This window comes from Bradyrhizobium elkanii WSM2783, from assembly GCF_000472865.1.
GTDB lineage: Bacteria > Pseudomonadota > Alphaproteobacteria > Rhizobiales > Xanthobacteraceae > Bradyrhizobium > Bradyrhizobium elkanii_A.
Map to the genome: position 1 here is coordinate 104,081 of NZ_AXAP01000013.1, position 19,108 is coordinate 123,188.

Annotated in this window: 24 protein-coding genes and 1 riboswitch; of the genes, 14 read left to right on the plus strand and 10 right to left on the minus strand. The window is 63.6% G+C overall.

The genetic code is table 11. The features are described 5' to 3' along the window. The first annotated feature begins 643 nt into the window (after positions 1–643). The 5 genes from YY7_RS0114440 (at position 644) to YY7_RS61890 (ending at position 3,673) form a co-directional block, all read left to right on the plus strand. Positions 644–910, plus strand: coding sequence for a hypothetical protein (locus tag YY7_RS0114440; RefSeq protein ID WP_028163882.1), 267 nt, complete (start codon positions 644–646; stop codon positions 908–910). A 197-nt stretch (positions 911–1,107) separates the two neighbouring features. Continuing rightward, on the plus strand, positions 1,108–1,548 hold the full coding sequence (locus tag YY7_RS0114445; protein ID WP_028163883.1) for a nuclear transport factor 2 family protein: 441 nt from the start codon (positions 1,108–1,110) through the stop codon (positions 1,546–1,548). A 228-nt stretch (positions 1,549–1,776) separates the two neighbouring features. Then, a complete protein-coding gene (locus YY7_RS0114450; RefSeq protein WP_245287277.1) occupies positions 1,777–2,709 on the plus strand; it encodes a hypothetical protein in 933 nt (310 codons plus the stop codon). A gap of 156 nt (positions 2,710–2,865) precedes the next feature. Continuing rightward, positions 2,866–3,294 (plus strand): hypothetical protein, encoded by a 429-nt coding sequence (locus tag YY7_RS0114455; RefSeq protein WP_028163885.1) that lies wholly within the window; start codon positions 2,866–2,868, stop codon positions 3,292–3,294. A gap of 241 nt (positions 3,295–3,535) precedes the next feature. Then, positions 3,536–3,673 carry a hypothetical protein gene (locus tag YY7_RS61890; RefSeq protein WP_165435628.1) on the plus strand — a complete coding sequence of 46 codons (138 nt, stop codon included), beginning with the start codon at positions 3,536–3,538 and terminating at the stop codon, positions 3,671–3,673. 40 nt (positions 3,674–3,713) lie between these two features. Here the strand turns inward: YY7_RS61890 and YY7_RS61895 are convergent, their stop codons facing one another. The 3 genes from YY7_RS61895 to YY7_RS0114475 form a co-directional block, all read right to left on the minus strand. Then, complete coding sequence (locus tag YY7_RS61895; protein WP_028163886.1) at positions 3,714–3,857, minus strand: hypothetical protein; 144 nt, start codon at positions 3,855–3,857, stop codon at positions 3,714–3,716. 141 nt (positions 3,858–3,998) lie between these two features. After that, positions 3,999–4,478 (minus strand): MaoC family dehydratase, encoded by a 480-nt coding sequence (locus YY7_RS0114470; protein WP_028163887.1) that lies wholly within the window; start codon positions 4,476–4,478, stop codon positions 3,999–4,001. Positions 4,479–4,483: 5 nt separating this feature from the next. After that, complete coding sequence (locus YY7_RS0114475; protein ID WP_028163888.1) at positions 4,484–4,945, minus strand: MaoC family dehydratase; 462 nt, start codon at positions 4,943–4,945, stop codon at positions 4,484–4,486. A 208-nt stretch (positions 4,946–5,153) separates the two neighbouring features. Between YY7_RS0114475 and YY7_RS0114480 the strand changes: the two genes are divergently transcribed. Further along, entirely contained in the window at positions 5,154–5,453 is a 300-nt protein-coding gene (locus tag YY7_RS0114480) for a DUF4282 domain-containing protein (RefSeq protein ID WP_028163889.1), read from the plus strand. On the opposite strand, the gene ychF is transcribed toward YY7_RS0114480, so the two are convergent. The 4 genes from ychF to YY7_RS0114500 all read right to left on the minus strand — a co-directional run bounded on the left by ychF (position 5,454) and on the right by YY7_RS0114500 (position 8,645). Continuing rightward, a complete protein-coding gene (ychF, locus tag YY7_RS0114485) occupies positions 5,454–6,551 on the minus strand; it encodes a redox-regulated ATPase YchF (protein WP_028163890.1) in 1,098 nt (365 codons plus the stop codon). 115 nt (positions 6,552–6,666) lie between these two features. Next, complete coding sequence (gene pth / locus YY7_RS0114490) at positions 6,667–7,278, minus strand: aminoacyl-tRNA hydrolase (RefSeq protein WP_028163891.1); 612 nt, start codon at positions 7,276–7,278, stop codon at positions 6,667–6,669. Positions 7,279–7,305: 27 nt separating this feature from the next. Beyond that, positions 7,306–8,016 carry a 50S ribosomal protein L25/general stress protein Ctc gene (locus YY7_RS0114495; protein WP_028163892.1) on the minus strand — a complete coding sequence of 237 codons (711 nt, stop codon included), beginning with the start codon at positions 8,014–8,016 and terminating at the stop codon, positions 7,306–7,308. A 365-nt stretch (positions 8,017–8,381) separates the two neighbouring features. Next, on the minus strand, positions 8,382–8,645 hold the full coding sequence (locus tag YY7_RS0114500) for an accessory factor UbiK family protein (protein ID WP_028163893.1): 264 nt from the start codon (positions 8,643–8,645) through the stop codon (positions 8,382–8,384). A gap of 163 nt (positions 8,646–8,808) precedes the next feature. On the opposite strand from YY7_RS0114500, the gene YY7_RS0114505 reads away from it, so the two are divergent. The 6 genes from YY7_RS0114505 (at position 8,809) to YY7_RS0114530 (ending at position 14,147) form a co-directional block, all read left to right on the plus strand. Next, positions 8,809–9,543, plus strand: coding sequence for a dienelactone hydrolase family protein (locus tag YY7_RS0114505; protein ID WP_028163894.1), 735 nt, complete (start codon positions 8,809–8,811; stop codon positions 9,541–9,543). Positions 9,544–9,554: 11 nt separating this feature from the next. Then, positions 9,555–10,397 (plus strand): prolipoprotein diacylglyceryl transferase, encoded by an 843-nt coding sequence (gene lgt, locus YY7_RS0114510; RefSeq protein WP_028163895.1) that lies wholly within the window; start codon positions 9,555–9,557, stop codon positions 10,395–10,397. Between the two features lie 8 nt (positions 10,398–10,405). Continuing rightward, positions 10,406–11,527 carry a class I SAM-dependent methyltransferase gene (locus tag YY7_RS0114515; protein WP_028163896.1) on the plus strand — a complete coding sequence of 374 codons (1,122 nt, stop codon included), beginning with the start codon at positions 10,406–10,408 and terminating at the stop codon, positions 11,525–11,527. Then, positions 11,524–12,291: a peptidoglycan editing factor PgeF gene (pgeF, locus tag YY7_RS0114520; RefSeq protein WP_028163897.1), complete on the plus strand. Its 768-nt coding sequence runs from the start codon at positions 11,524–11,526 to the stop codon at positions 12,289–12,291. Before YY7_RS0114515 ends, pgeF begins: the two co-directional genes overlap by 4 nt. A 123-nt stretch (positions 12,292–12,414) precedes the next feature. After that, positions 12,415–13,026, plus strand: coding sequence for a hypothetical protein (locus YY7_RS0114525; RefSeq protein ID WP_051396707.1), 612 nt, complete (start codon positions 12,415–12,417; stop codon positions 13,024–13,026). Positions 13,027–13,193: 167 nt separating this feature from the next. Further along, the gene (locus YY7_RS0114530; protein WP_028163899.1) at positions 13,194–14,147 is read left to right on the plus strand and encodes a ribose-phosphate pyrophosphokinase; all 954 of its coding nucleotides are present in this window, start codon (positions 13,194–13,196) and stop codon (positions 14,145–14,147) included. A gap of 183 nt (positions 14,148–14,330) precedes the next feature. Here YY7_RS0114530 and YY7_RS0114535 read toward each other — a convergent pair whose 3' ends face one another. Next, positions 14,331–14,918: a 6,7-dimethyl-8-ribityllumazine synthase gene (locus tag YY7_RS0114535; RefSeq protein ID WP_028163900.1), complete on the minus strand. Its 588-nt coding sequence runs from the start codon at positions 14,916–14,918 to the stop codon at positions 14,331–14,333. A 75-nt stretch (positions 14,919–14,993) separates the two neighbouring features. Beyond that, a riboswitch (FMN riboswitch) is annotated at positions 14,994–15,145 on the minus strand. A 433-nt stretch (positions 15,146–15,578) separates the two neighbouring features. Between YY7_RS0114535 and YY7_RS0114540 the strand changes: the two genes are divergently transcribed. Together YY7_RS0114540 and proC are read left to right on the plus strand one after the other, a co-directional pair. Next, positions 15,579–16,076: a YbjN domain-containing protein gene (locus YY7_RS0114540; RefSeq protein ID WP_028163901.1), complete on the plus strand. Its 498-nt coding sequence runs from the start codon at positions 15,579–15,581 to the stop codon at positions 16,074–16,076. Positions 16,077–16,249: 173 nt separating this feature from the next. Next, positions 16,250–17,083, plus strand: a complete 834-nt coding sequence (gene proC / locus YY7_RS0114545) for a pyrroline-5-carboxylate reductase (protein ID WP_035690102.1) — start codon at positions 16,250–16,252, stop codon at positions 17,081–17,083. Between the two features lie 141 nt (positions 17,084–17,224). On the opposite strand, the gene YY7_RS0114550 is transcribed toward proC, so the two are convergent. Together YY7_RS0114550 and hisS are read right to left on the minus strand one after the other, a co-directional pair. After that, the gene (locus tag YY7_RS0114550; protein WP_028163903.1) at positions 17,225–17,428 is read right to left on the minus strand and encodes a tautomerase family protein; all 204 of its coding nucleotides are present in this window, start codon (positions 17,426–17,428) and stop codon (positions 17,225–17,227) included. 116 nt (positions 17,429–17,544) lie between these two features. Next, positions 17,545–19,059: a histidine--tRNA ligase gene (gene hisS, locus YY7_RS0114555; RefSeq protein ID WP_028163904.1), complete on the minus strand. Its 1,515-nt coding sequence runs from the start codon at positions 19,057–19,059 to the stop codon at positions 17,545–17,547. Positions 19,060–19,108 lie beyond the last annotated feature (49 nt).

Consider the following 19,108-nt stretch of genomic DNA (forward strand, 5'->3'; position numbering starts at 1 on the left):
AGCGCGAAGGAAACCGTTAAAACCAATGCGCAGGGAAAGCCGGAATGCTTCGGTTGAACCTGTGGTCCTACGCCCGTGCTTTTTGTTGCACGGGACCCATGGGTGCAACCAGCACCCGGCTTTCCCTGCGCCCTCTGATTCGAGGAGGGTGGAAAGTGAAGCAAAGCTCGGGCAATCCATGCCGCGAGAACGCGGACTCACATCCTCTCCTCACACTCCACCGTCATGCCCGCGCAAGCGGGCATCCAGTACCCCGCGGCGTCTCGGCTCAAGTACGACCGCCTCTGGAATACTGGATCGTCCGGTCAAGCCGGCCGATGACAGCGGAGAGCTGTTTGACAATTGAATCAGAGCCTCTCCCCCGTCGTCCTGGCGAAGGCCAGGACCCATAACCACAGGCGCTTGTCGCGTGCTCCGCTGCAACCGCTTGCTCGCGCTACAACAGCTCCCTGTGGTTATGGGTCCCGTCTTTCGACAGGACGACAGCGGAGTGAGACGTGAGAGCGCCGAGCAACTCGGCGAGCGGGCGAGTGACAAACGACGGAACAACGTTCTCCATCAATTCCCCGTCAGGTTGAACCTCGCCGGCGCTTGCGTGACCAACTACTCGGCATGCTGCGGACGATGGGGCTGACAAGACATCATGAAAATCGCGTTGCTGGCGCTCTTGGGTCTGGCATTCGGGGCGCTCAGCGGCGCCGCGCTCGGCATCAGTGCCGGGCTTGCCTGGATCGGAATCTTCAAAACCTCGAATTTTGAAGGCGATGGCGGCGCGCTGGTGTTCTTCACCTTCATGCCGCTGGGCGCCGTGATCGGCGGCATTGGCGGCGCGCTGCTGTTCGCCGTGCTCGCGATCCGCGGCGCCGAGGTCGCAATCGAGCACGAGCATGTAGCCCGTCGCGACCGCTGACGGGGCCGCGGTTGGCGGATTCAGGCAAAATCCCGCAAAAAGTCTGCATTTGTGCAATGCAAAAATAACAATTGCGTTCTGGCACGGTCGCTCTATTTGAGACAGTGAAATTTGAGGTGCAGCAATCTGGCGCGGCGTCGGTGCGGACGCCCTTTTTGCCGTTGCTGATTTGCAATCCAGATTCGGGAAGACGATGAATGACAGAGCATAGTCTCTGGCGTTTTTCGCGCGCGTTTCACCGCGCGATCAACGAACGCCAATTCGCGGATATTGCCGCCCTGCTCGACGAGGACGTCGAATGGGCGATCTATGGACCGATCGATCTATTTTCTTTCTTCGGTGCGCGCCACGGCAAGCCCGCCGCGCTCGAGGTGATCAGGCAGATCGGCGAGAACTTCCGTGTCCGCCGCTTCGAGCGCGAGTCCATCATGCTTGGAGTCGATTCCGCGGCATCGATGATGCGCTATTCGCTGACTGCGCAGGATTCGAACAAGCCGATCGCGGTGCGGATCGCGCATTTCGCGCAATTCCGTGGCGGCCTGCTGACCCGCTTGCGCGTGCTGGTCGACAGCTTCGACCTGGTCGAGCAGACCGTCGGCTATCCGATCCACCTGCCGCGGATCGCAGCGGCGCAATAGTCACCTCCAGTTTCGTCGTACCCGGGCTCTCTCGGGTATCCAAATGCCTTCCTTCGCCAGCCCCGGGAAGGCGTGGATGGCCGGGACATCAGCTGACACCTTCACGCTCTTGTGCCCGGCCACGACGATCCGATCCGTGCTACAAGCTGTCGCGCCGACAACAACGTCGTCGTCATAAATTTGCGCTACGCTATACGTACTACTCTGCCTGGAATGCGGGCTGCGGGAATGACTTCCAAACAACGATCTGGCTGGGCGTGGTTGCCGATGCTGGCCGCGGGCCTTGGCATCGCGATGGTGCTGCCGGCGATGGCGCAGACGTCGCCGCAAATTTCTCCTTGGAGCGGTATCCACGATGAGACGCCGGCCGCCGAGGAGGCTGCGTCCGAGCCCCGGGCAAATGGCGCCGACGCGCTGAAGGACGTCGACGTGGACAAGCTCGACTGGAGCCTGCTCAGCGCCGATGCCTCGCCTTCCGACACCGTGTTGACGCCGAAGAAGGCCGCCGCGCCGAAGAAGGCGGATGGCAGTAATGCCGCATGGTCGTCGAACAACAACGCGAACGGCACGTCCGCGGTCTCGGTCAAGCAATCGATCTCGCCGTTCTGGGACACGCGGATCGGTGCCGACATGACGGTCGCGCGCCAGGGCACGCTGACCAATTCCGAGTTGCTGTCGGAACGGCTCGCCAATGGCGGCAGCCTGCCGCAATCCTCCGGCACCGCCTGGGCCGCGATCACCGCGCCGGGCGTTGCCTCGATCTGGGACAAGACCTCGGTCGAGGCCCGCGTCGATCCCGGCAGCGACCAGACCCGGTTCGGGACCTCAATCAGCAAATCGGTGCCGCTCGCCGACCAGTATTCGCTGACGCTGCAGAACGGCTACAACCTGATCCAGCAGGGCGTGGTGCCGGTGCCCGGCATCGTCAGCCATCCCTCGCGGAGCTATGAGGCCGATCAATCGGCCAGGCTGAGCATCAACAGCAGCGGAACCAGCTTCATCGCCGGCCAGACGCTCGCGACCGGCGACGACAAATGGCTGCACCGGATCGGCGCCGAGCAGAAGCTGTTCGACGGCGTCACCATCTCCGGCTCGATCGGCGAAAGCGCCCAGGGCCCGGTTAACAAGAGCCTAACGGCCGGGTTCAAGCGGAGCTGGTGAGGCCGGCCGCGGTCGCAATCCCTTAAGGAATGATCGAACCATTGCCGCAACTTGGCCTAGATGCGGTCAAAATCGGGCGCCTATGGTTGCCCTTCACGTCGTCGTGCGGCGGGGGGACTTCCGCGCTCGCGTCATTGCGTAACAGAGGAATAGCCGATGAACGCCACCAATCGTTCCGAGCAAGTTGAAACAGAAGTAGAAGGGACGGAAGTCGACAACAACCTCGCCGCCGTCTCGGACGTCGAGGCCGGCATCCGCGAATTCGTGCGCAACGATATCGCCTATCTGCGCCGGTCGCCGCAGCCGCAGGTGAACACGGAACCACTCGAGCCCAACACCGAGGCCACCGTGAACAATGTCAACTCGCTGATCCAGCGCGTCGCCGGCACGTCGCTCGCGGAGATCGAGAAGTTGATCTCCGAGCTCGAAAGCCTGCGCGACCTCCTGCATGCCGAAGGCCAGCGCGTCCAGCGCGAGATCTCGGGCTATGCCCAGCTCAGCCAGGCCGCGATGAAGTCGACTCGCATGATCGCCGACAACGTCACGCAGTGGAAGCGCGCCGCCGACGGGCTGCGCAACAGCTAATCTCGGCGATTGCTTGGGAGTTCATGACCGCCGCATCACCCATGCGGAGGATGCGGCGGTTTCTATTTGACTAAAATGATTTGAAAGACAAAAGCGCAACGCGCGCCAGAGCATGATGGGGAAACGATCATGCTCAAACCTGAAGCGTGAGATTTCTTGACTTGCGCGTGATCGTTTCGATGCGGGTCACGCCGTGACGGATGCCGCTTTGGCACGCCGTTTCTTGGGGAAAACAGCACTGATGCAAAGCGTTCGGCCCGACAACACCGATCCCATCCCGCTGCGGCAATCGCCGCACAGTGTCGGCACCATCATGCTCCGCTTCGTCGGACTATTGATCGCGGCGACCGTGGTGATGGTGTTGATCTGGAGCCGCTGACGCGGCGCGATGGCCGCTGATGGTTAGCAGAAGCTGAAGATCAGCGCCGGACGATCGCGCTGCCCTCGAGCGTGAACGCGCCGTCGGCGTAGCCCTTCACCACCATGCCGGTGGTCAGCATCACCGCAACCGTGATAGTTGCGAAAATTGCGCCCAGAACTTTCAGTCCGACACGATCTGCCATAGTCGTCCCCACGGTGCTTACCCTTGCGTCTGATATGGCCGGCAGAAAGTTCAAAATGGGTTAGCAAATAGATCGTATCCGGAATTCGTCGAATACGGTTAAAGAGCGCGGCAAGGTTCCCGTAGCCACGCCGGCTGTGTTTCAGCCCGCCTTGCGGCGCGGAACAAAGGCGGTGGCGAGGAACGAGAACACGACTTCGCCGTGCTGGTTGGTGCCGGTGTTGCGGCCCTGCAGGATGCCCCATTCGGGACGCTTCTCGGAGGTGCGCTTGGTCTCGACCACATTGGCGTAGCTGATGGTGTCCCCGGCCAGGACCGGCTTGATCCAGCGCAGCTCGCGAAAGCCGGGCGACGGCCCCCACACCGCGGCCTCCTGTCCGCGCGCCGCCATCTCCTGCGCCAGCCGCTTGCCGTCGGCCACCAGGAGCTTCATGCAGACGGAGGCGACGTGCCAGCCCGACGCTGCCAGTCCGCCGAACAGCGACTTTCGCCCTTCCTCCTCGTCGAGGTGAAAGCGCTGCGGATCGAACTGCGCCGCGAAGCGCTTGATGTCCTCGGCGGTGAAGGTGAACGAGCCGAGCTCGCGCCGCGCGCCGATCTCAATGTCCTCGAAGAAGCGCATCGATGCTACCCCGTCACCGCTTCCGCGCGCCGACCGATGATGATCGGCGACTCCATCTCGCACAACATCACGCCGGCCGCATTGCGCACCGTGCACTTGAACGTCACGATGCCGGTCGAAGGTCGGCTCTGCGAGACCCGCGCTTCCACCACCTCGACATCCAGCGTCAAATCGTCGCCCGGGCGGAGCGGCGACAGCCAGCGCATCTCGTTGACGCCGGGTGAGCCGAGCGAGGCCGTGCGGCAGATGAAGCCATCGGCCAGCATCCGCATCGTGAGCGAGCCGAGATGCCAGCCCGAGCCGGACAGGCCCTTGAGCATCGATCGTTTCGCCGCCTCTTCGTCGAGATGCATCGGCTGTGGATCGAACTCGGCGGCAAAGGCCAGTATCTCCTCGCGCGTGACGTGGCGCGGCCCGAAGGTGCCGAAATGGCCGATGTTGAAGTCTTCGAAAGTGAGCGTGGTCATGTTGGGGATTTCAGGAGAGAGGGGCCTGATTGTGGCCGTTATTTGCGGCAATCTCAACCCGCCCGCCCGCATGGCTTGCTTTCAAGGGGGACCACCATAGCGGGGGAGCATCGTCCTTGCGTACCGCTCCCCGACTTGCCCGGACTGAGGTTCGGAGCTAGCCCTGCTTGCGCGCGACTCAAGATCGATTGGCCGGGAGAATCCACCGATGTTCGATTTTCAAGACCTGTTTCAGTGGGACCGCTTCATCACCCCCACGATCATCAAGACGTTCTACTGGCTAGTCATCGGCGTGATCGTGCTGTTCGGCATTTACGGAATCCTCTGGAGCCTGGCCGCAATGGCGATCAGCCCGTTCGGCGGCTTCATCCTGCTGCTCGCCTCGCTCACCAGCATCGTGGTCGGCATCGTGCTCTCGCGCATCGTCGCCGAATTCATCCTGATCGTGTTCCGCATCAACGAGCATCTTGGCGCGATCCGCGATCAAGGCCAGGGCGGAATGCGGTGATCAGGTATTGAACCTGAAATGCATCACGTCGCCGTCGGCGACGACGTATTCCTTGCCTTCCAGGCGCAGCTTGCCGGCGTCGCGGGCGCCGGCTTCGCCGCCGAGCGCGACGTAGTCGTCATAGGCGATGGTCTCCGCGCGGATAAAGCCCTTCTCGAAATCGGTATGGATCACGCCGGCCGCCTGCGGCGCCTTAGTGCCGCGGTCGATGGTCCAGGCGCGCGCTTCCTTCGGACCCACCGTGAAATAGGTGATGAGATGGAGCAACTCGTAGCCGGCGCGGATCAGGCGGTCCAGGCCGGCTTCCTCGAGCCCGAGCGTGTCCAGGAATTCCGTGCGCTCCTCGCGTGACAGCGTCGCGATCTCGGATTCGATCTTGGCGGAGATCACGACGGCGACCGCGCCCTCCTGCTTCGCGTGCGCGAACACCTGCTTTGAGAAGCTGTTGCCATCCTTGGCCGAGCTCTCCTCGACATTGCAGACATAGAGCACCGGCTTGGAACTCAGAAGCCCGAGCATGCGGAAGGCGCGCTCCTCTTCCACCTTGCGCTCGAGCGCACGCGCGGGCCTGCCCTCACGGAGCAGCACCAGCGTACGGTTGACGAGGTCGAGCTGTTCCTTGGCGTCCTTGTCGTTGCCCTTGGCCTTCTTGGTCAGGTTATCGACGCGCTTCTCGAGGCTGTCGAGATCGGCGAGCATCAATTCGGTTTCGATGGTCTCGATATCGGCCAGCGGTGCGATCTTGCCTTCGACATGCGTGATGTCGGAATCCTCGAAGCAGCGCACCACATGCGCGATCGCATCGACCTCACGGATGTTGGCGAGGAACTGGTTGCCGAGCCCTTCCCCCTTGGAAGCGCCGCGGACGAGACCGGCGATGTCGACGAAGGTCAGCCGGGTCGGAATGATCTGCGCCGACTTTGCCACGGCCGCGAGCTTGTCGAGCCGCGGATCGGGGACGGCGACCTCGCCGACATTCGGCTCGATGGTGCAGAACGGATAGTTGGCCGCCTGTGCAGCGGCCGTCTCCGTCAGCGCATTGAACAGCGTCGACTTGCCGACATTGGGCAGCCCGACGATCCCGCATTTGAATCCCATTTCGTCCTCTGTGTCCGTATTCGTCATGCCCGGGCTTGTCCCGGGCATCCACGGCCTTTCTTGCAGCTTCAAGACGTGGATGGCCGGGACAAGCCCGGCCATGACAGGAGAAACCTCAGGCGGGCTTCTCTCCGTTCTCGTCCTTCGCGAAAAAGCCCTTCGCCTGCATCGTCAGATGCACCTTGTTCTGGAACGACGAGTCCTGTCCCGCCGCCAGCAGGCCGGCATTGTCGGCGACCGCCTCGCAGAGCGCATCGACCCACGGCCAGTCACTCTTGGCGAAATCCGACAGTACGTGGCTGTGCACGAGTTCCTTGATCCCGGGATGACCGATCCCGAGCCGGACCCGACGATACTCGTTGCCGATATGCGCGGAGATCGAGCGCAAGCCGTTATGCCCGGCAATGCCGCCGCCGACCTTGACGCGCACCTTCGCCGCCGGCAGCTCGAGCTCGTCCTGGAACACAGTGATGTCGCCCGCCGGAAGCTTGAAGAAATTCTGCGCTTCCTGCACCGCGCGCCCGGACTCGTTCATGTAGGTGGTCGGCTTCAGCAGCACCACCTTCTCGTGGCCGAGCAGGCCTTCGGATGTCTCGCCCTGAAAGCGGCGGCGCCATGGTGCGAAACCATGACGCCGCGCAATCTCTTCGACGGCCATGAAGCCGATGTTGTGCCGGTTATCAGCGTATTTCGCGCCGGGATTACCGAGACCAACAAAGAGTCGCATGACGCGGCATCCCGCGCTGGCGCGCTATCACTTCTTCTTGTCGCCACCGGCCGGTGCCTTGGCACCCGCCGCTGGAGCCGCAGCACCCGCCGCCGGAGCAGCCGCACCTGCAGCCGGAGCCGCAGCGCCTGCCGCCGGGGCCGCACCTGCCGCCGCCTTCTGCTCTTCGGCGTAGCCGGACGGCGGCACGATGGTCACCAGCGTGGCGTCCTCGCGCGACAGCGCCTTCACGCCCTTCGGCAGCTTGATGTCGGACAGATGCAGCGAATAGCTGATTTCCAGCGCGCCGACATCGGCATCGATGTACTGCGGAATGTTTTCGACCGAGCATTCGAGGTCGATCGTGTGGGTGACGATGTTGACGGTTCCACCGCGCTTCACGCCGGGCGCCGTTTCCGCGTTGATGACATGCAGCGGAACGCTGACGCGGATGGTCGCACCTTCACCGAGCCGCATGAAGTCGACATGGAGCGGGAAGTCCTTCACCGGGTCGAGGTGATAGTCGCGCGGAATCACGCGGTGCTTCTTGCCGTCGAGATCGATGTCGAACAGCGTCGTCAGGAAGCGGCCTGCGAGGATGCGCTGGCGCAGCTCGCGGTCGTCGACCGAGATGGTCAGCGGGGGCTTGTTGTCACCATAGATCACTCCGGGAACTTTCCCGGCGCGACGCTCAGCCCGGGCGGCCCCCTTGCCGCTCTTCGGACGTGCGGTCGCCTTCAATTCCTTGACGGTCGCCATCAGTCTAAGTCCTTGTTTTGCAAAAAGTTAAAGGCCGCATCGCGGCCCCGTTTCGCGTCCCGCAGCAAGCCTCCAGGGGTGCGGGGGCTGCGGACGTGGCGGGCTTTTAGCCCCAAAGGGCCGAAATGACAAGGAAAATGGCCGGCGATCTGGGAAGCGATACGCCTCCTAGCTCGTCATGGCCGGGCTTGTCCCGGCCATCCACGCCCTTCGGTCGACAGGAAGAAAGAACGTTGATGCCCGGGACCCGACTCCGCCGAGGCTTCGCCGGGCACTCTAATGTCAGTCCGGCGAAGCGATAGCGAAGACGGGCAAGCCCGGGCATGACGGTAGAGTGCGTGGGAAACGGCCCTACCCGTCCGCCTTCACGTGCTCGGCGCGATCCCGAGCTTGGCCTCCAGCGCTGCGATCCGCGCCTTCAGCGCCTCGTTTTCCTCGCGCGCCAGGCGGGCCATGTCCTTCACCGCCTCGAACTCCTCGCGCCGGACGACATCGAGGTCGCGCAGGACGCGTTCGGCCTGGTTGCGCATGACCGAGTCGACTTCGCGCTTGACGCCCTGGGCGGCGCCGGCGGCGTCGTTCATGAGGCGGCCGATCTCGTCAAAAAAACGGTTCGTGGTCTGGGTCATCTAGCTCTCCGCACTCCCTTGGGCGACCAAGACAATGGCAATCAAAGGCGCGGGGTTCAAGGCCGCAAATGACCCATGATGCCGCTCGCCTTGTCATGCTCCGTTTTCCTTGCAATCGTATTCAGCGCGCAGGAGTAGAGAATCGCGAACCGAAGAAGCGCCCATGATCGACCAGCAGATCGATATTCCGACCAAAGACGGCAAGATCACCACTTTCATCACCCATCCCGAGCGCGGCGGACCGTTTCCGGTGATCATTTTCTACATGGATGCGCCGGCGATCCGCGAGGAGCTGCGCGACATGGCGCGCCGGCTCGGGACGTCCGGTTACTATGTGATGCTGCCGAACCTCTATTACCGCGCCGGCGTCATGGAGCTCGGGCCGATCAATCCCGACCCGGAATCGCCCGAGCGCAAGCGCATGTTCGAATTGATGCACTCGATCAACATCCCCATGGTGATGGAAGACACCAAGGCCCTGCTCGCCTATGCCGAGGGCGAGGCCGCCGCGAATACGCGCCTCGTCGGCACCGTCGGCTATTGCATGAGCGGGCGCTACGCGATCAACGCAGCGACGCATTTCCCCGATCGCGTGAAAGCCGCCGCCTCGGTCTACGGCACGCATCTGGCGACCGACCAGCCCGACAGCCCGCATCTGGCAGCCGAGAAGACCAAGGCCGAGCTCTATTTCGCCTGTGCCGAGACCGACATCTACGCGCCGATGGAGATCATCGAAAAAGTGCAGGCCGGCATGAAGGGATCGAACAACGAGGTCGAGATCTATCCCGCCACCCATCACGGCTTCGCCTTCCCGAAGCGCCCGGTCTATCACCGCGACGCCGCCGAGCGGCACTGGGAGCGTCTGCTGGCGCTCTATCGCCGCAATCTTTCCGCATAGCCCGAGGCGCGATGCCCTTCCTCTTGATCGATTTCCCCGTGTTCAATCCGATCGCCATCTCGATCGGACCGATCGCGATCCGCTGGTACGCGCTCGCCTACATCTGCGGCATCGTGATCGGCTGGATCTACGCGCGGCAGATGATCAAGAACGAAAAATTGTGGGGCGGCCCCGCGCCGATCACGATGACCCAGATGGACGACTTCATCCTCTGGGTCACCCTCGGCATCATCGTCGGCGGCCGCACCGGCTATGTGCTGTTCTACAACCTGCCGTTCTTCATCCAGCATCCCGCTGAGATCTTCGAGCTTTGGAAGGGCGGCATGTCGTTCCATGGCGGCTTTCTCGGCTGCGTCGTCGCAGTGATGTGGTTTGCGCGCCGGAATCGCATCCCGATCCTATCGCTCGGCGACTTAACCACCGCGGTGGCGCCGATTGGCTTGTTCCTCGGCCGGCTCGCCAATTTCATCAACAGCGAATTGTGGGGCCGGCCCGCCGATCCGAGCCTGCCCTGGGCGATGGTGTTTCCCAACGGCGGACCGCTGCCGCGGCATCCGAGCCAGCTTTATGAAGCCGGGCTCGAGGGCATCCTCCTGTTCACGATCCTGGCGGTGATGATCCGGATGGGTGCGTTGAAGCGGCCCGGCCTCGTGCTCGGCAGCTTCATTTTGATCTACGGCATCGCCCGCATCATCGGCGAACACTTCCGCGAGCCCGACCCGCAGCTCGGATTCCTGTGGGGCGGTCCAACCATGGGAATGCTGTTGTCGGTGCCGATGGTTATTGTCGGCAGTATCATGGTTGTGATGGCTTGGCGCCGCAGGGCGCCACAGCCGGTGCCGAATTCGATTTAAGGCTGGATGTGACCGAAGTTTCGCCGCTGCTGTTCGAGATCAAGAAACTGATCAAATCATCCGGCCCGATGCCGGTCTGGCGCTACATGGAACTATGCCTGATGCATCCCCAGCACGGCTATTACGTGTCGCGCGATCCGCTGGGCCGGGAGGGCGATTTCACCACCGCGCCCGAAGTCAGCCAGATGTTCGGCGAGCTGCTGGGCCTGTGGTCAGCGTCGATCTGGCGCGCGATCGGCTCGCCTGACTCGCTGCGGCTCATCGAGATCGGCCCCGGCCGCGGCACCATGATGGCGGACGCGTTGCGGGCGCTGCGGGTGCTGCCGCCACTCTATCAGTCGCTTAGCGTCCATCTGGTCGAGATCAATCCGGTGCTGCGCGAGAAGCAGCGCGCAACCTTGGGCAATGTCCGCGACATCACCTGGCACGAGAGCATCGACGACGTGCCGGAGGGCCCGGCGGTGATCCTCGCCAATGAATATTTCGACGTGCTGCCGATCCACCAGGTGGTGCGGCACGAGAACGGCTGGCACGAACGCGTGATCGAGCTCGACAGCAATGGCAAGCTCGCATTCGGCACCGCGCCGGAGCCGATGCCGCGCTTCGACGTGCTGCTGCCGCCGCTGGTGCGCGCGGCTCCCTTAGGTGCCGTGTTCGAATGGCGGCCCGACACCGAGATCATGAAGCTCGCCCGCCGCGTGCGCGACCAGGACGGCGCGGCGTTGATCATCGATTATGGCCACATGCGCAGCGACGCCGGCGACACCTTCCAGGCCATCGCCCGCCACAGCTTTTCCGATCCGCTGAAGAATCCGGGCCAGGCCGACATCACCGCCCATGTCGACTTCCAGGCGCTGGCACGCGCCGCCGAAGACGTCGGCGCACGCGTCCACGGCCCGGTGACGCAGGGTGAATTCCTGAAGCGCCTCGGCATCGAGGCGCGCGCCGCGGGATTGATGGCAAAGGCCACGCCCGAGATCGGCGCCGAGATCGCCGGCGCACTGAAACGATTGACCGACAGCGGCCGCGGCGGCATGGGCTCGATGTTCAAGGCAATGGCGATCTCCCACCCGGAGCTCACCTCGATCGCCGGCCTCAGCGATCATCCAAACGACGCGGAACGTTCATGACCCTGGCCTCCCCGCTGCTCTCAGCCATTCCCGGCCTGCGCCATGCCTTTTTCTCGCGCGAAGGCGGCGTGTCCGAGGGCATCTATGCCGGCCTCAATGGCGGCATCGGCTCCAATGACGCTGCCGATAATGTCACGGAAAACCGCCGGCGCATGGCGGAGCGCTTGGGGGTCGGGCCCGACCGCCTGCTGACGCTCTATCAGGTGCATTCCCCCGACGTCGTGGTCGCCACCACACCGTGGGCGAGCGATGCGCGGCCGAAAGCCGACGCCATTGTCACCCGCACGGAGAACCTTGCGATCGGCGTCACCGCGGCCGATTGCGGCCCGATCCTGTTTGTCGATCCCAATGCGCGCGTGATCGGCGCGGCGCATGCCGGCTGGAAGGGCGCGCTGACCGGCGTGCTGGAATCGACCGTCGAGGCGATGGAGAAGCTCGGCGCCGACCGCAGCGGCATCGTCACCGCGATCGGGCCTTTGATCCGCCAGCACTCCTATGAAGTGGGGCCCGAATTCGTGGCGCGTTTTCTGGAGGCCGATGCGGACAACGCCCTGTTCTTCCTGCCCGGTGAACGCGAAGGGCACGCGATGTTCGACCTCGGCGGCTACATCCGGATGCGGCTGGAGAACGCCGGTATCCTGATGATCGACGACATCGGGATCGATACCTATTCCGACGAACGCTTTTATAGTTACCGACGCTCGGTGCATCGGAAAGAGGGCGATTATGGCCGGCACGTTCACGCCATCGCCCTGGAGAAATAACCGCTTCCAGGGGAAGTGCTTAAACTTCAAAGAAAATTTCGATCACCGCCCGGAATCTATCGAACCGGCGCCGTGGCTTCACTGCCCTAGACCTTAACGTATTTTAACGATATCGGGGTGATGATGAGCGACACCATCGTCACCCTTTCCCGAATTGCGCGCGCCGCGGTGGCCGCAACGTTGCTGATGGCAGCCTGTGCGCTCGGCGGCTGCGCCAATGGTGGCGCGGCGAGCAACGCCTATGCCATGGCCGGAAACAGCGCCAGTGGACCGACAATCGCATTCGAATCGATCGACGGCCCGCCGCCGCAGGTGTTCGACCGCATGGTGGGTGTGCTGGACAGTGAAGCCAAACTCCGCGACATCGCAATCGTCTCGCGCGAGGGCGCGGCCGCCTACCGCGTGCGCGGCTATCTCTCGGCGCAGGTCGTGCGCGGCAAGACCGCCATCGCCTGGGTCTGGGACGTCTATGACGCCAACCAGCAGCGCGCCCTGCGCCTCTCCGGCGAAGAACCAGCCGGCAAGACCGGCCGTGACGCCTGGGCTGCCGCGGACGACCTGGTCCTGCGCAAGATCGCACAAGCGGGCCTGAGCGGGCTCAGCAGCATGATCAATGGCGGCCCGACCGATGCGCCTGCACCGGCCTCGGCGCCCAGCCGGCAGGGACCTGCGGTCGCAAGCGCGCCTGAACCGGAAGAATCCGGCGTCGTCGCGCTCGGCTACAGCGCTAACTAAACGTTCGGGATAGTCAAAAACCTGTCATTTTTTCGCCGGGATAACGGGTGTGACGGGTTGCCGCTGCCTGCCTCGCCTGATATCTCGTCGCGCATCGAAACCCGCCGGTTCTGTAGGTACTTGAGATGTTGGACATGGTATCGAGCAAACCTCGGGGAGAACCGTCCATGTCGGCCAAGAACGGCGCGATCAAGCTGGTAGCTGGCAATTCCAATCCCGTGCTGGCGCAAGAGATCGCCGATGGGCTCGGGATGTCCTTGACCAAAGCGGTGGTCCGGCGCTTCGCCGATATGGAGATCTTCGTCGAGATCCAGGAAAACGTCCGCGGCTCCGACGTCTTCATCCTGCAGTCGACGTCGTTTCCGGCCAACGACCACCTGATGGAACTTCTGATCATCACCGACGCGCTGCGCCGGGCTTCCGCCCGCCGCATCACGGCGGTCGTGCCCTATTTCGGCTATGCGCGGCAGGATCGCAAATCGGGCTCGCGCACCCCGATCTCGGCGAAGCTGGTCGCCAACCTGATCACCCATGCCGGCGCCGACCGCGTCATGACACTCGACCTGCATGCCATGCAGATCCAGGGCTTCTTCGATATCCCGACCGACAATCTCTTCGCCTCGCCGGTGATGGTGCGCGACATCCGCGAACGCTTCGCGCTGAGCAATGTGATGGTGGTGTCGCCCGACGTCGGCGGCGTGGTGCGCGCACGCGGCCTCGCAAAGCGCATCAATACGCCGCTGGCGATCATCGACAAGCGTCGTGAGCGGCCGGGCGAGTCCGAAGTGATGAACGTGATCGGCGATGTCGCCGGCTACACCTGCATCCTCGTCGACGACATCGTGGATTCCGGCGGCACGCTGGTGAATGCGGCCGATGCCCTGATCGCCAACGGCGCCAAGGAAGTGTTCGCTTATATCACCCACGGCGTCTTGTCCGGTGGCGCCGCGGCCCGCATCGCCTCGTCCAAGCTGAAAGAGCTCGTCATCACCGACTCGATCCTGCCGACCGAGGCCGTGAGAAACTCCGCCAACATCCGCACCCTCTCGATCGCCGGCCTGATCTCCGAGGCCATCGCCCGCACCGCCGCCGAAGAGTCGGTGTCGAGCCTGTTCGACTGACACTGTCGTCCCGGGCTTGACCCGGGACCCATAACCACAGGCGTGTGTTGTGGCGTGCGCAAGCGGTTGCGGCGGAGCACACGACAAACGCCTGTGGTTATGGGTCCCGGCCTTCGCCGGGACGACGTGATTGGTGCATCACTGCAAGATAACGGGCCGCGCGAAGCGGCCCGCGTTTTCTCTCTACCCCACGATCCCCGCGGCGACCTGGCCGCGCAGACGCTCGAGGCTGTGCAGGGTGTTGGCGCAGGCTTCCGCGACCTCGACGCCCTTGATGGCGAAATGCTTGCGGAAGAAATCGAAATGCACCTCCGTCTCGTGGAACTGCTGCGGCGTCAGCACGGCCGAGAACACCGGCACCTCAGTGCGCAACTGCACGTCCATCAGCGCCTTGATCACGGTGTCGGCGACGAACTCGTGGCGGTAGATGCCACCGTCGACGACAAGGCCCGCGGCAACGATCGCCGTGTAGCGGCGCGTCTTGGCCAGGATTTGCGCATGCAGCGGGATCTCGAACGAGCCCGGTACCTCGAACACGTCGATGTTCGTGACATGCCGCGCCTCCATCTCGGCGAGGAAGGCGATGCGGCATTCCTCTACGACGTCGCGGTGCCAGGACGATTGCACGAATGCAACCCGCTGCGGCTTGGCGAACCGCGGATGCGTGGGCGCCGGCGGAGGCTCTGGCGTTGCCGGCGTGGCATCCGCGGGCGACTGGACTTCCTCGGCTTCGGGAGTTTGGACTTCGGCTTCTTGCAACATCTGATTCATGGCTTTCCTCTTTCAGGACCAGAATCAGGGCATACGGAAAACGACTGTAGCCACGCGCGATGGCGAGGCTGCCGCAACCGTTCTCTTTCATCCGGACTTTGACCGTCGGCTTCGGAATTGCACCGAATCTGCTGACCCTTCCTCCTAGGAGGAGAAAGGCGCTCGCGGGCTTGGGCCATCGGGCCCTTACCGCCGGTGGGGACTTTCACCCCGCCCTGAGAACATCGGCCGCCCGGAATGGACGACCTATCCCAAAGCTATTGCCAAACCGAGGGACGCGGCAAGCGCCTTGGCATGGCGAATCGGCATGTTCCCCATGTGCCCGACGCGAGCCTTGACGACCGCTTAGCGACCACTTGGCTGAGCCGAAACGCGCGGCACGCGCGTTAACGATTGCGACGATCGCGCAAATCCGATTCCGGTTTGTTCTCGCGTTAATAATTATGGCGGAGATGAGCTGTGGACGAGCGCGCCTTTGGCTGTGGACGGACTCGGGGGCCGGTTGCGCGGATTCCGCAAATCACATCACTTCATCCTGGCAAGCCTCGGAGCGATCGGGAAGGCCACGGGGGCCTGCAGTCGGCAACCATGCGTTATCTGGTGCAGGCCGGCCTTCCGGATGCGTACCAAGAAAGTCAGAAGAACAAGGGTCGAGACGGCATGTCCCTCCTCGAAGGCATAATCGATTCCGAAAACCATCCGCTTGCGGTGGTCGAAGACATTGCGGCCGATAACAACTGGGCGTTCGAGCGCGCTGGCGACGAGGTCACGATCGTCTCCAAAGGCGACTGGACCGACTATCAGCTCTCCTTCACCTGGATGAGCGAGATCGAGGCTCTGCATCTGGCCTGCGCCTTCGACATGAAGATTCCGCCGGCGCGCCGCCCCGAAGCGCAGCGGCTGATCGCCGCCATCAACGAGCAATTGTGGATCGGCCATTTCGATCTGTGGACCCACACCGGCATGATCATGCATCGTCAGGCGCTGGTGCTGCCCGGCGGATTGAACGCATCGACCGCGCAATGCGAGAGCATGCTGGTCGGCGCCATCCACGCCTGCGAGCGCTACTACCCGGCGCTCCAGTTCGTGGTGTGGGCCGGCAAGACCGCCCAGGAGGCGATGAACGCCGCGATGTTCGACACCGAGGGCGAGGCTTAGGCTCTCCCCAGCCGTCATGCCCGGGCTTGACCCGGGCATCCATCTGCAAAGAATCCTTGGCTTGATGGATTGCCGGGGCAAGCCCGGCAATGACGGTTTCATGCTTGTCGCGGGTTCTGCGCCTCACTAGAACCGCTGATGGAGGAGTCCCGGCCTTCGCCGGGACGACGATCATGGTGGCGCCCTTGAGTAACAGCAGCTCTTTGCAAGACATCACCGGCACCATCGCGCTTGCCGGCGCGGGCAAGATGGGCGGGGCGATGCTGACCGGCTGGCTCGCCGGAGGCCTCGATGCCTCGCGCGTCGCCGTGATCGACCCGCAGCCTTCGGCCGAGATCAGTGCGCTGGCCGCCAAGGGCGTCCGTCTCAATCCCAAAGACGCGGGCAAGGTCGATACGCTGGTGGTCGCGGTCAAGCCGCAATTGTTCCGGGATGCCGGCGTCGCCCTCAAGTCGCTGGTCGCGCCATCGACGCTTGTCGTCTCGATCATGGCCGGAACCACCATCGCCTCGCTTGAAGAAGTCTGCGGCGGCGCGGCGGTGCGGGCGATGCCGAACACGCCGGCCTCGATCGGCCGCGGCATCACGGTCGCAGTCGCCGCGAACAGCGTCGGTGCCGCGCAGCGCGCGATAGCGGATGCGCTGCTACGCGCGACCGGCGCGGTGGAATGGGTCGAGGACGAGGGCCTGATCGACGCCGTGACCGCGGTCTCCGGCTCCGGCCCGGCCTATGTGTTCCTGCTCGCCGAAGAGCTCGCGCGTGCCGGTGTCGAGGCCGGATTGCCGGAAGACCTCGCGACCAAGCTGGCGCGCGCGACCGTCGCGGGCTCCGGCGAATTGTTGCATCGCTCGGACTTGCCGGCGGCAACACTGCGTCAGAACGTCACCTCGCCCGGCGGCACCACCGCCGCCGCACTGGACGTGCTGATGGCTAGTGACGGACTGCGTCCACTGATGATCCGCGCGATCGCAGCCGCAACCAAGCGCTCGAGGGAGCTGGCGAAGTAGCCAAGCTCTGCAGGGTGGGCAAAGCCAACGGGTCGCGCGAACGCGCGCCCGATGACAGGCTCCGCGTGCCCACCATTGCGAGCGGAGTGCTTGATGGTGGGCACGGCGCAAGTGCGCCTTTGCCCACCCTACTTTTCTTGACTACTTCTTCGCCGCGGCGGCGCGCTCAACAAAGGTCTTGCCGCCCTTCATCTTGTGGGTGAGCGGCGCCTCATTGATCTGGATCACGACGGCTTCGGCGTCGACGCCGAGATTCTTGACCAGCGCCTGGGTGATGTCGAGCATCATGCCCTTCTTTTGCTCTTCGGTGCGGCCGGCAGCCATGTTCACGGTGATCTCAGGCATTCTTAGCGCTCCCTTTGTTGTCGTTCACTCGCCCGACCGTCATTGCCGGGCTTGACCCGGCAATCCATCATTTTGAAGATGGATACGCGGGTCAAGCCCGCGTATGACGAATTCACCTATCCCCACCTCACGTCATGCCGCGCCAGCACTTCGCGGACCTTCGCGACGAGGTCAGCTTCCGCGCAGGAGAACTGCGCCGGCCGGGCCTCGCGCCATTCCTGGTTCGACGCGATCGCCGCGGCGGCCTTGGCGCCTTCGATGAGGTCCTTGATCTGCACCTCGCCACGCGCCTTTTCATCGGAGCCCTGGATGATGACGCAAGGCGAATTGCGGCGGTCGGCATATTTGAGCTGGTTGCCCATGTTCTTGGGATTGCCAAGATAGAGCTCGGCGCGGATGTTGGCGCTACGCAACTGCGCGACCATCTTTTGATAATCCGCGACCCGCTCGCGATCGAACACCGTCACCACGACAGGCCCGAATTGCGGCCGCGTGTCGAGCTTGCCAAGCAGCGTCAGCGCCGCCTGCAGCCGCGACACGCCGATGGAAAATCCCGTCGCCGGCACGGGTTCGCCACGGAAACGCGAGACCAGGCCGTCATAGCGGCCGCCGCCGCCGACCGAGCCGAAGCGAACAGGACGGCCTTTCTCGTCCTTCGTTTCGAAAAGCAGTTCTACTTCGTAAACGGGTCCCGTGTAATATTCGAGGCCGCGCACGACGGAGGGATCGATGCGGATGCGATCCGATCCGTAGCCAGATGCCGTGACTAACTTGGCGATCTCTTCGAGTTCACTGACGCCAGCTTGGCCGATCTCACTTTTGGCCAAATAGATGTCCGCCGCTGCAATCGACTCTTTCCAATCTTCGCGTTTTTCCGTGACGCTCAGGACAACATGGGCATCCGCCGAGTTGAGGTCGGCGCCTTTCGTGAAGTCGCCCTTGCCCTCCTCGCCGCCGTCCCAGCGTCCGGGACCGAGCAACTTGCGCACTTCGTCGGCAGGAAACTTGTCGAGTTTGTCGATCGCGCGCAGCACCGTGAGCCGTCGGCCCGCATTGTCTTCGCCGCCGAGGCCAATCGCTTCTAGCACCCCGTCGAGCACCTTGCGGTTATTGACCTTCACGACGTAGCTGCCGCGCGGAATCCCCAGCGCCTCCATCGTGTCCGCCGCCATCATGCACATTTCGGCGTCGGCGGCCGGCGAGCCCGAGCCCACCGTATCCGCATCGAACTGCATGAACTGGCGGAAGCGGCCGGGGCCCGGCTTCTCGTTGCGGAAGACGTAGCCGGCGCGGTAGCTGCGATAGGGCTTCGGCAGCGCGTCGAAATTCTCCGCGACGTAGCGGGCAAGCGGCGCGGTCAGGTCGTAGCGCAGCGAGATCCACTGCTCGTCGTCGTCCTGGAACGAGAACACGCCCTCATTCGGGCGGTCCTGGTCGGGCAGGAATTTTCCGAGCGCGTCGGTATATTCCATCGCCGGCGTTTCCACCGGCTCGAACCCGTAGCGCTCGAACACTTCGCGGATGGTCTCGGTCATCCGGCGCGTCGCGGCGATCGCGGTCGGGCCGCGATCTTCCAGTCCGCGCGGCAAGCGCGCCTTCAGCTTCTGCGGTTTTTTGGGTTTGTCGGCCATGGGCGCGCGTTTACCAGCGGATGGAGAATGCGGCAACCGTCACGCCGAA

Coding starts and splice junctions, on each gene's coding strand:
- YY7_RS0114540 (WP_028163901.1), top strand. CDS start 15,579: ATGTCCCTCCTCGAAGGCATAATCGATTCCGAAAACCATCCGCTTGCG.
- YY7_RS0114455 (WP_028163885.1), top strand. CDS start 2,866: ATGAACGCCACCAATCGTTCCGAGCAAGTTGAAACAGAAGTAGAAGGG.
- YY7_RS0114550 (WP_028163903.1), bottom strand. CDS start 17,428: ATGCCTGAGATCACCGTGAACATGGCTGCCGGCCGCACCGAAGAGCAA.
- YY7_RS0114475 (WP_028163888.1), bottom strand. CDS start 4,945: ATGACCACGCTCACTTTCGAAGACTTCAACATCGGCCATTTCGGCACC.
- YY7_RS0114470 (WP_028163887.1), bottom strand. CDS start 4,478: ATGCGCTTCTTCGAGGACATTGAGATCGGCGCGCGGCGCGAGCTCGGC.
- lgt (WP_028163895.1), top strand. CDS start 9,555: ATGCCCTTCCTCTTGATCGATTTCCCCGTGTTCAATCCGATCGCCATC.
- YY7_RS0114450 (WP_245287277.1), top strand. CDS start 1,777: ATGACTTCCAAACAACGATCTGGCTGGGCGTGGTTGCCGATGCTGGCC.
- pgeF (WP_028163897.1), top strand. CDS start 11,524: ATGACCCTGGCCTCCCCGCTGCTCTCAGCCATTCCCGGCCTGCGCCAT.
- proC (WP_035690102.1), top strand. CDS start 16,250: ATGGTGGCGCCCTTGAGTAACAGCAGCTCTTTGCAAGACATCACCGGC.
- YY7_RS0114530 (WP_028163899.1), top strand. CDS start 13,194: ATGTCGGCCAAGAACGGCGCGATCAAGCTGGTAGCTGGCAATTCCAAT.
- YY7_RS61895 (WP_028163886.1), bottom strand. CDS start 3,857: ATGGCAGATCGTGTCGGACTGAAAGTTCTGGGCGCAATTTTCGCAACT.
- YY7_RS0114535 (WP_028163900.1), bottom strand. CDS start 14,918: ATGAATCAGATGTTGCAAGAAGCCGAAGTCCAAACTCCCGAAGCCGAG.
- hisS (WP_028163904.1), bottom strand. CDS start 19,059: ATGGCCGACAAACCCAAAAAACCGCAGAAGCTGAAGGCGCGCTTGCCG.
- YY7_RS61890 (WP_165435628.1), top strand. CDS start 3,536: ATGCAAAGCGTTCGGCCCGACAACACCGATCCCATCCCGCTGCGGCAA.
- YY7_RS0114525 (WP_051396707.1), top strand. CDS start 12,415: ATGAGCGACACCATCGTCACCCTTTCCCGAATTGCGCGCGCCGCGGTG.
- ychF (WP_028163890.1), bottom strand. CDS start 6,551: ATGGGATTCAAATGCGGGATCGTCGGGCTGCCCAATGTCGGCAAGTCG.
- YY7_RS0114495 (WP_028163892.1), bottom strand. CDS start 8,016: ATGGCGACCGTCAAGGAATTGAAGGCGACCGCACGTCCGAAGAGCGGC.
- YY7_RS0114500 (WP_028163893.1), bottom strand. CDS start 8,645: ATGACCCAGACCACGAACCGTTTTTTTGACGAGATCGGCCGCCTCATG.
- YY7_RS0114505 (WP_028163894.1), top strand. CDS start 8,809: ATGATCGACCAGCAGATCGATATTCCGACCAAAGACGGCAAGATCACC.
- YY7_RS0114440 (WP_028163882.1), top strand. CDS start 644: ATGAAAATCGCGTTGCTGGCGCTCTTGGGTCTGGCATTCGGGGCGCTC.
- pth (WP_028163891.1), bottom strand. CDS start 7,278: ATGCGACTCTTTGTTGGTCTCGGTAATCCCGGCGCGAAATACGCTGAT.
- YY7_RS0114480 (WP_028163889.1), top strand. CDS start 5,154: ATGTTCGATTTTCAAGACCTGTTTCAGTGGGACCGCTTCATCACCCCC.
- YY7_RS0114445 (WP_028163883.1), top strand. CDS start 1,108: ATGACAGAGCATAGTCTCTGGCGTTTTTCGCGCGCGTTTCACCGCGCG.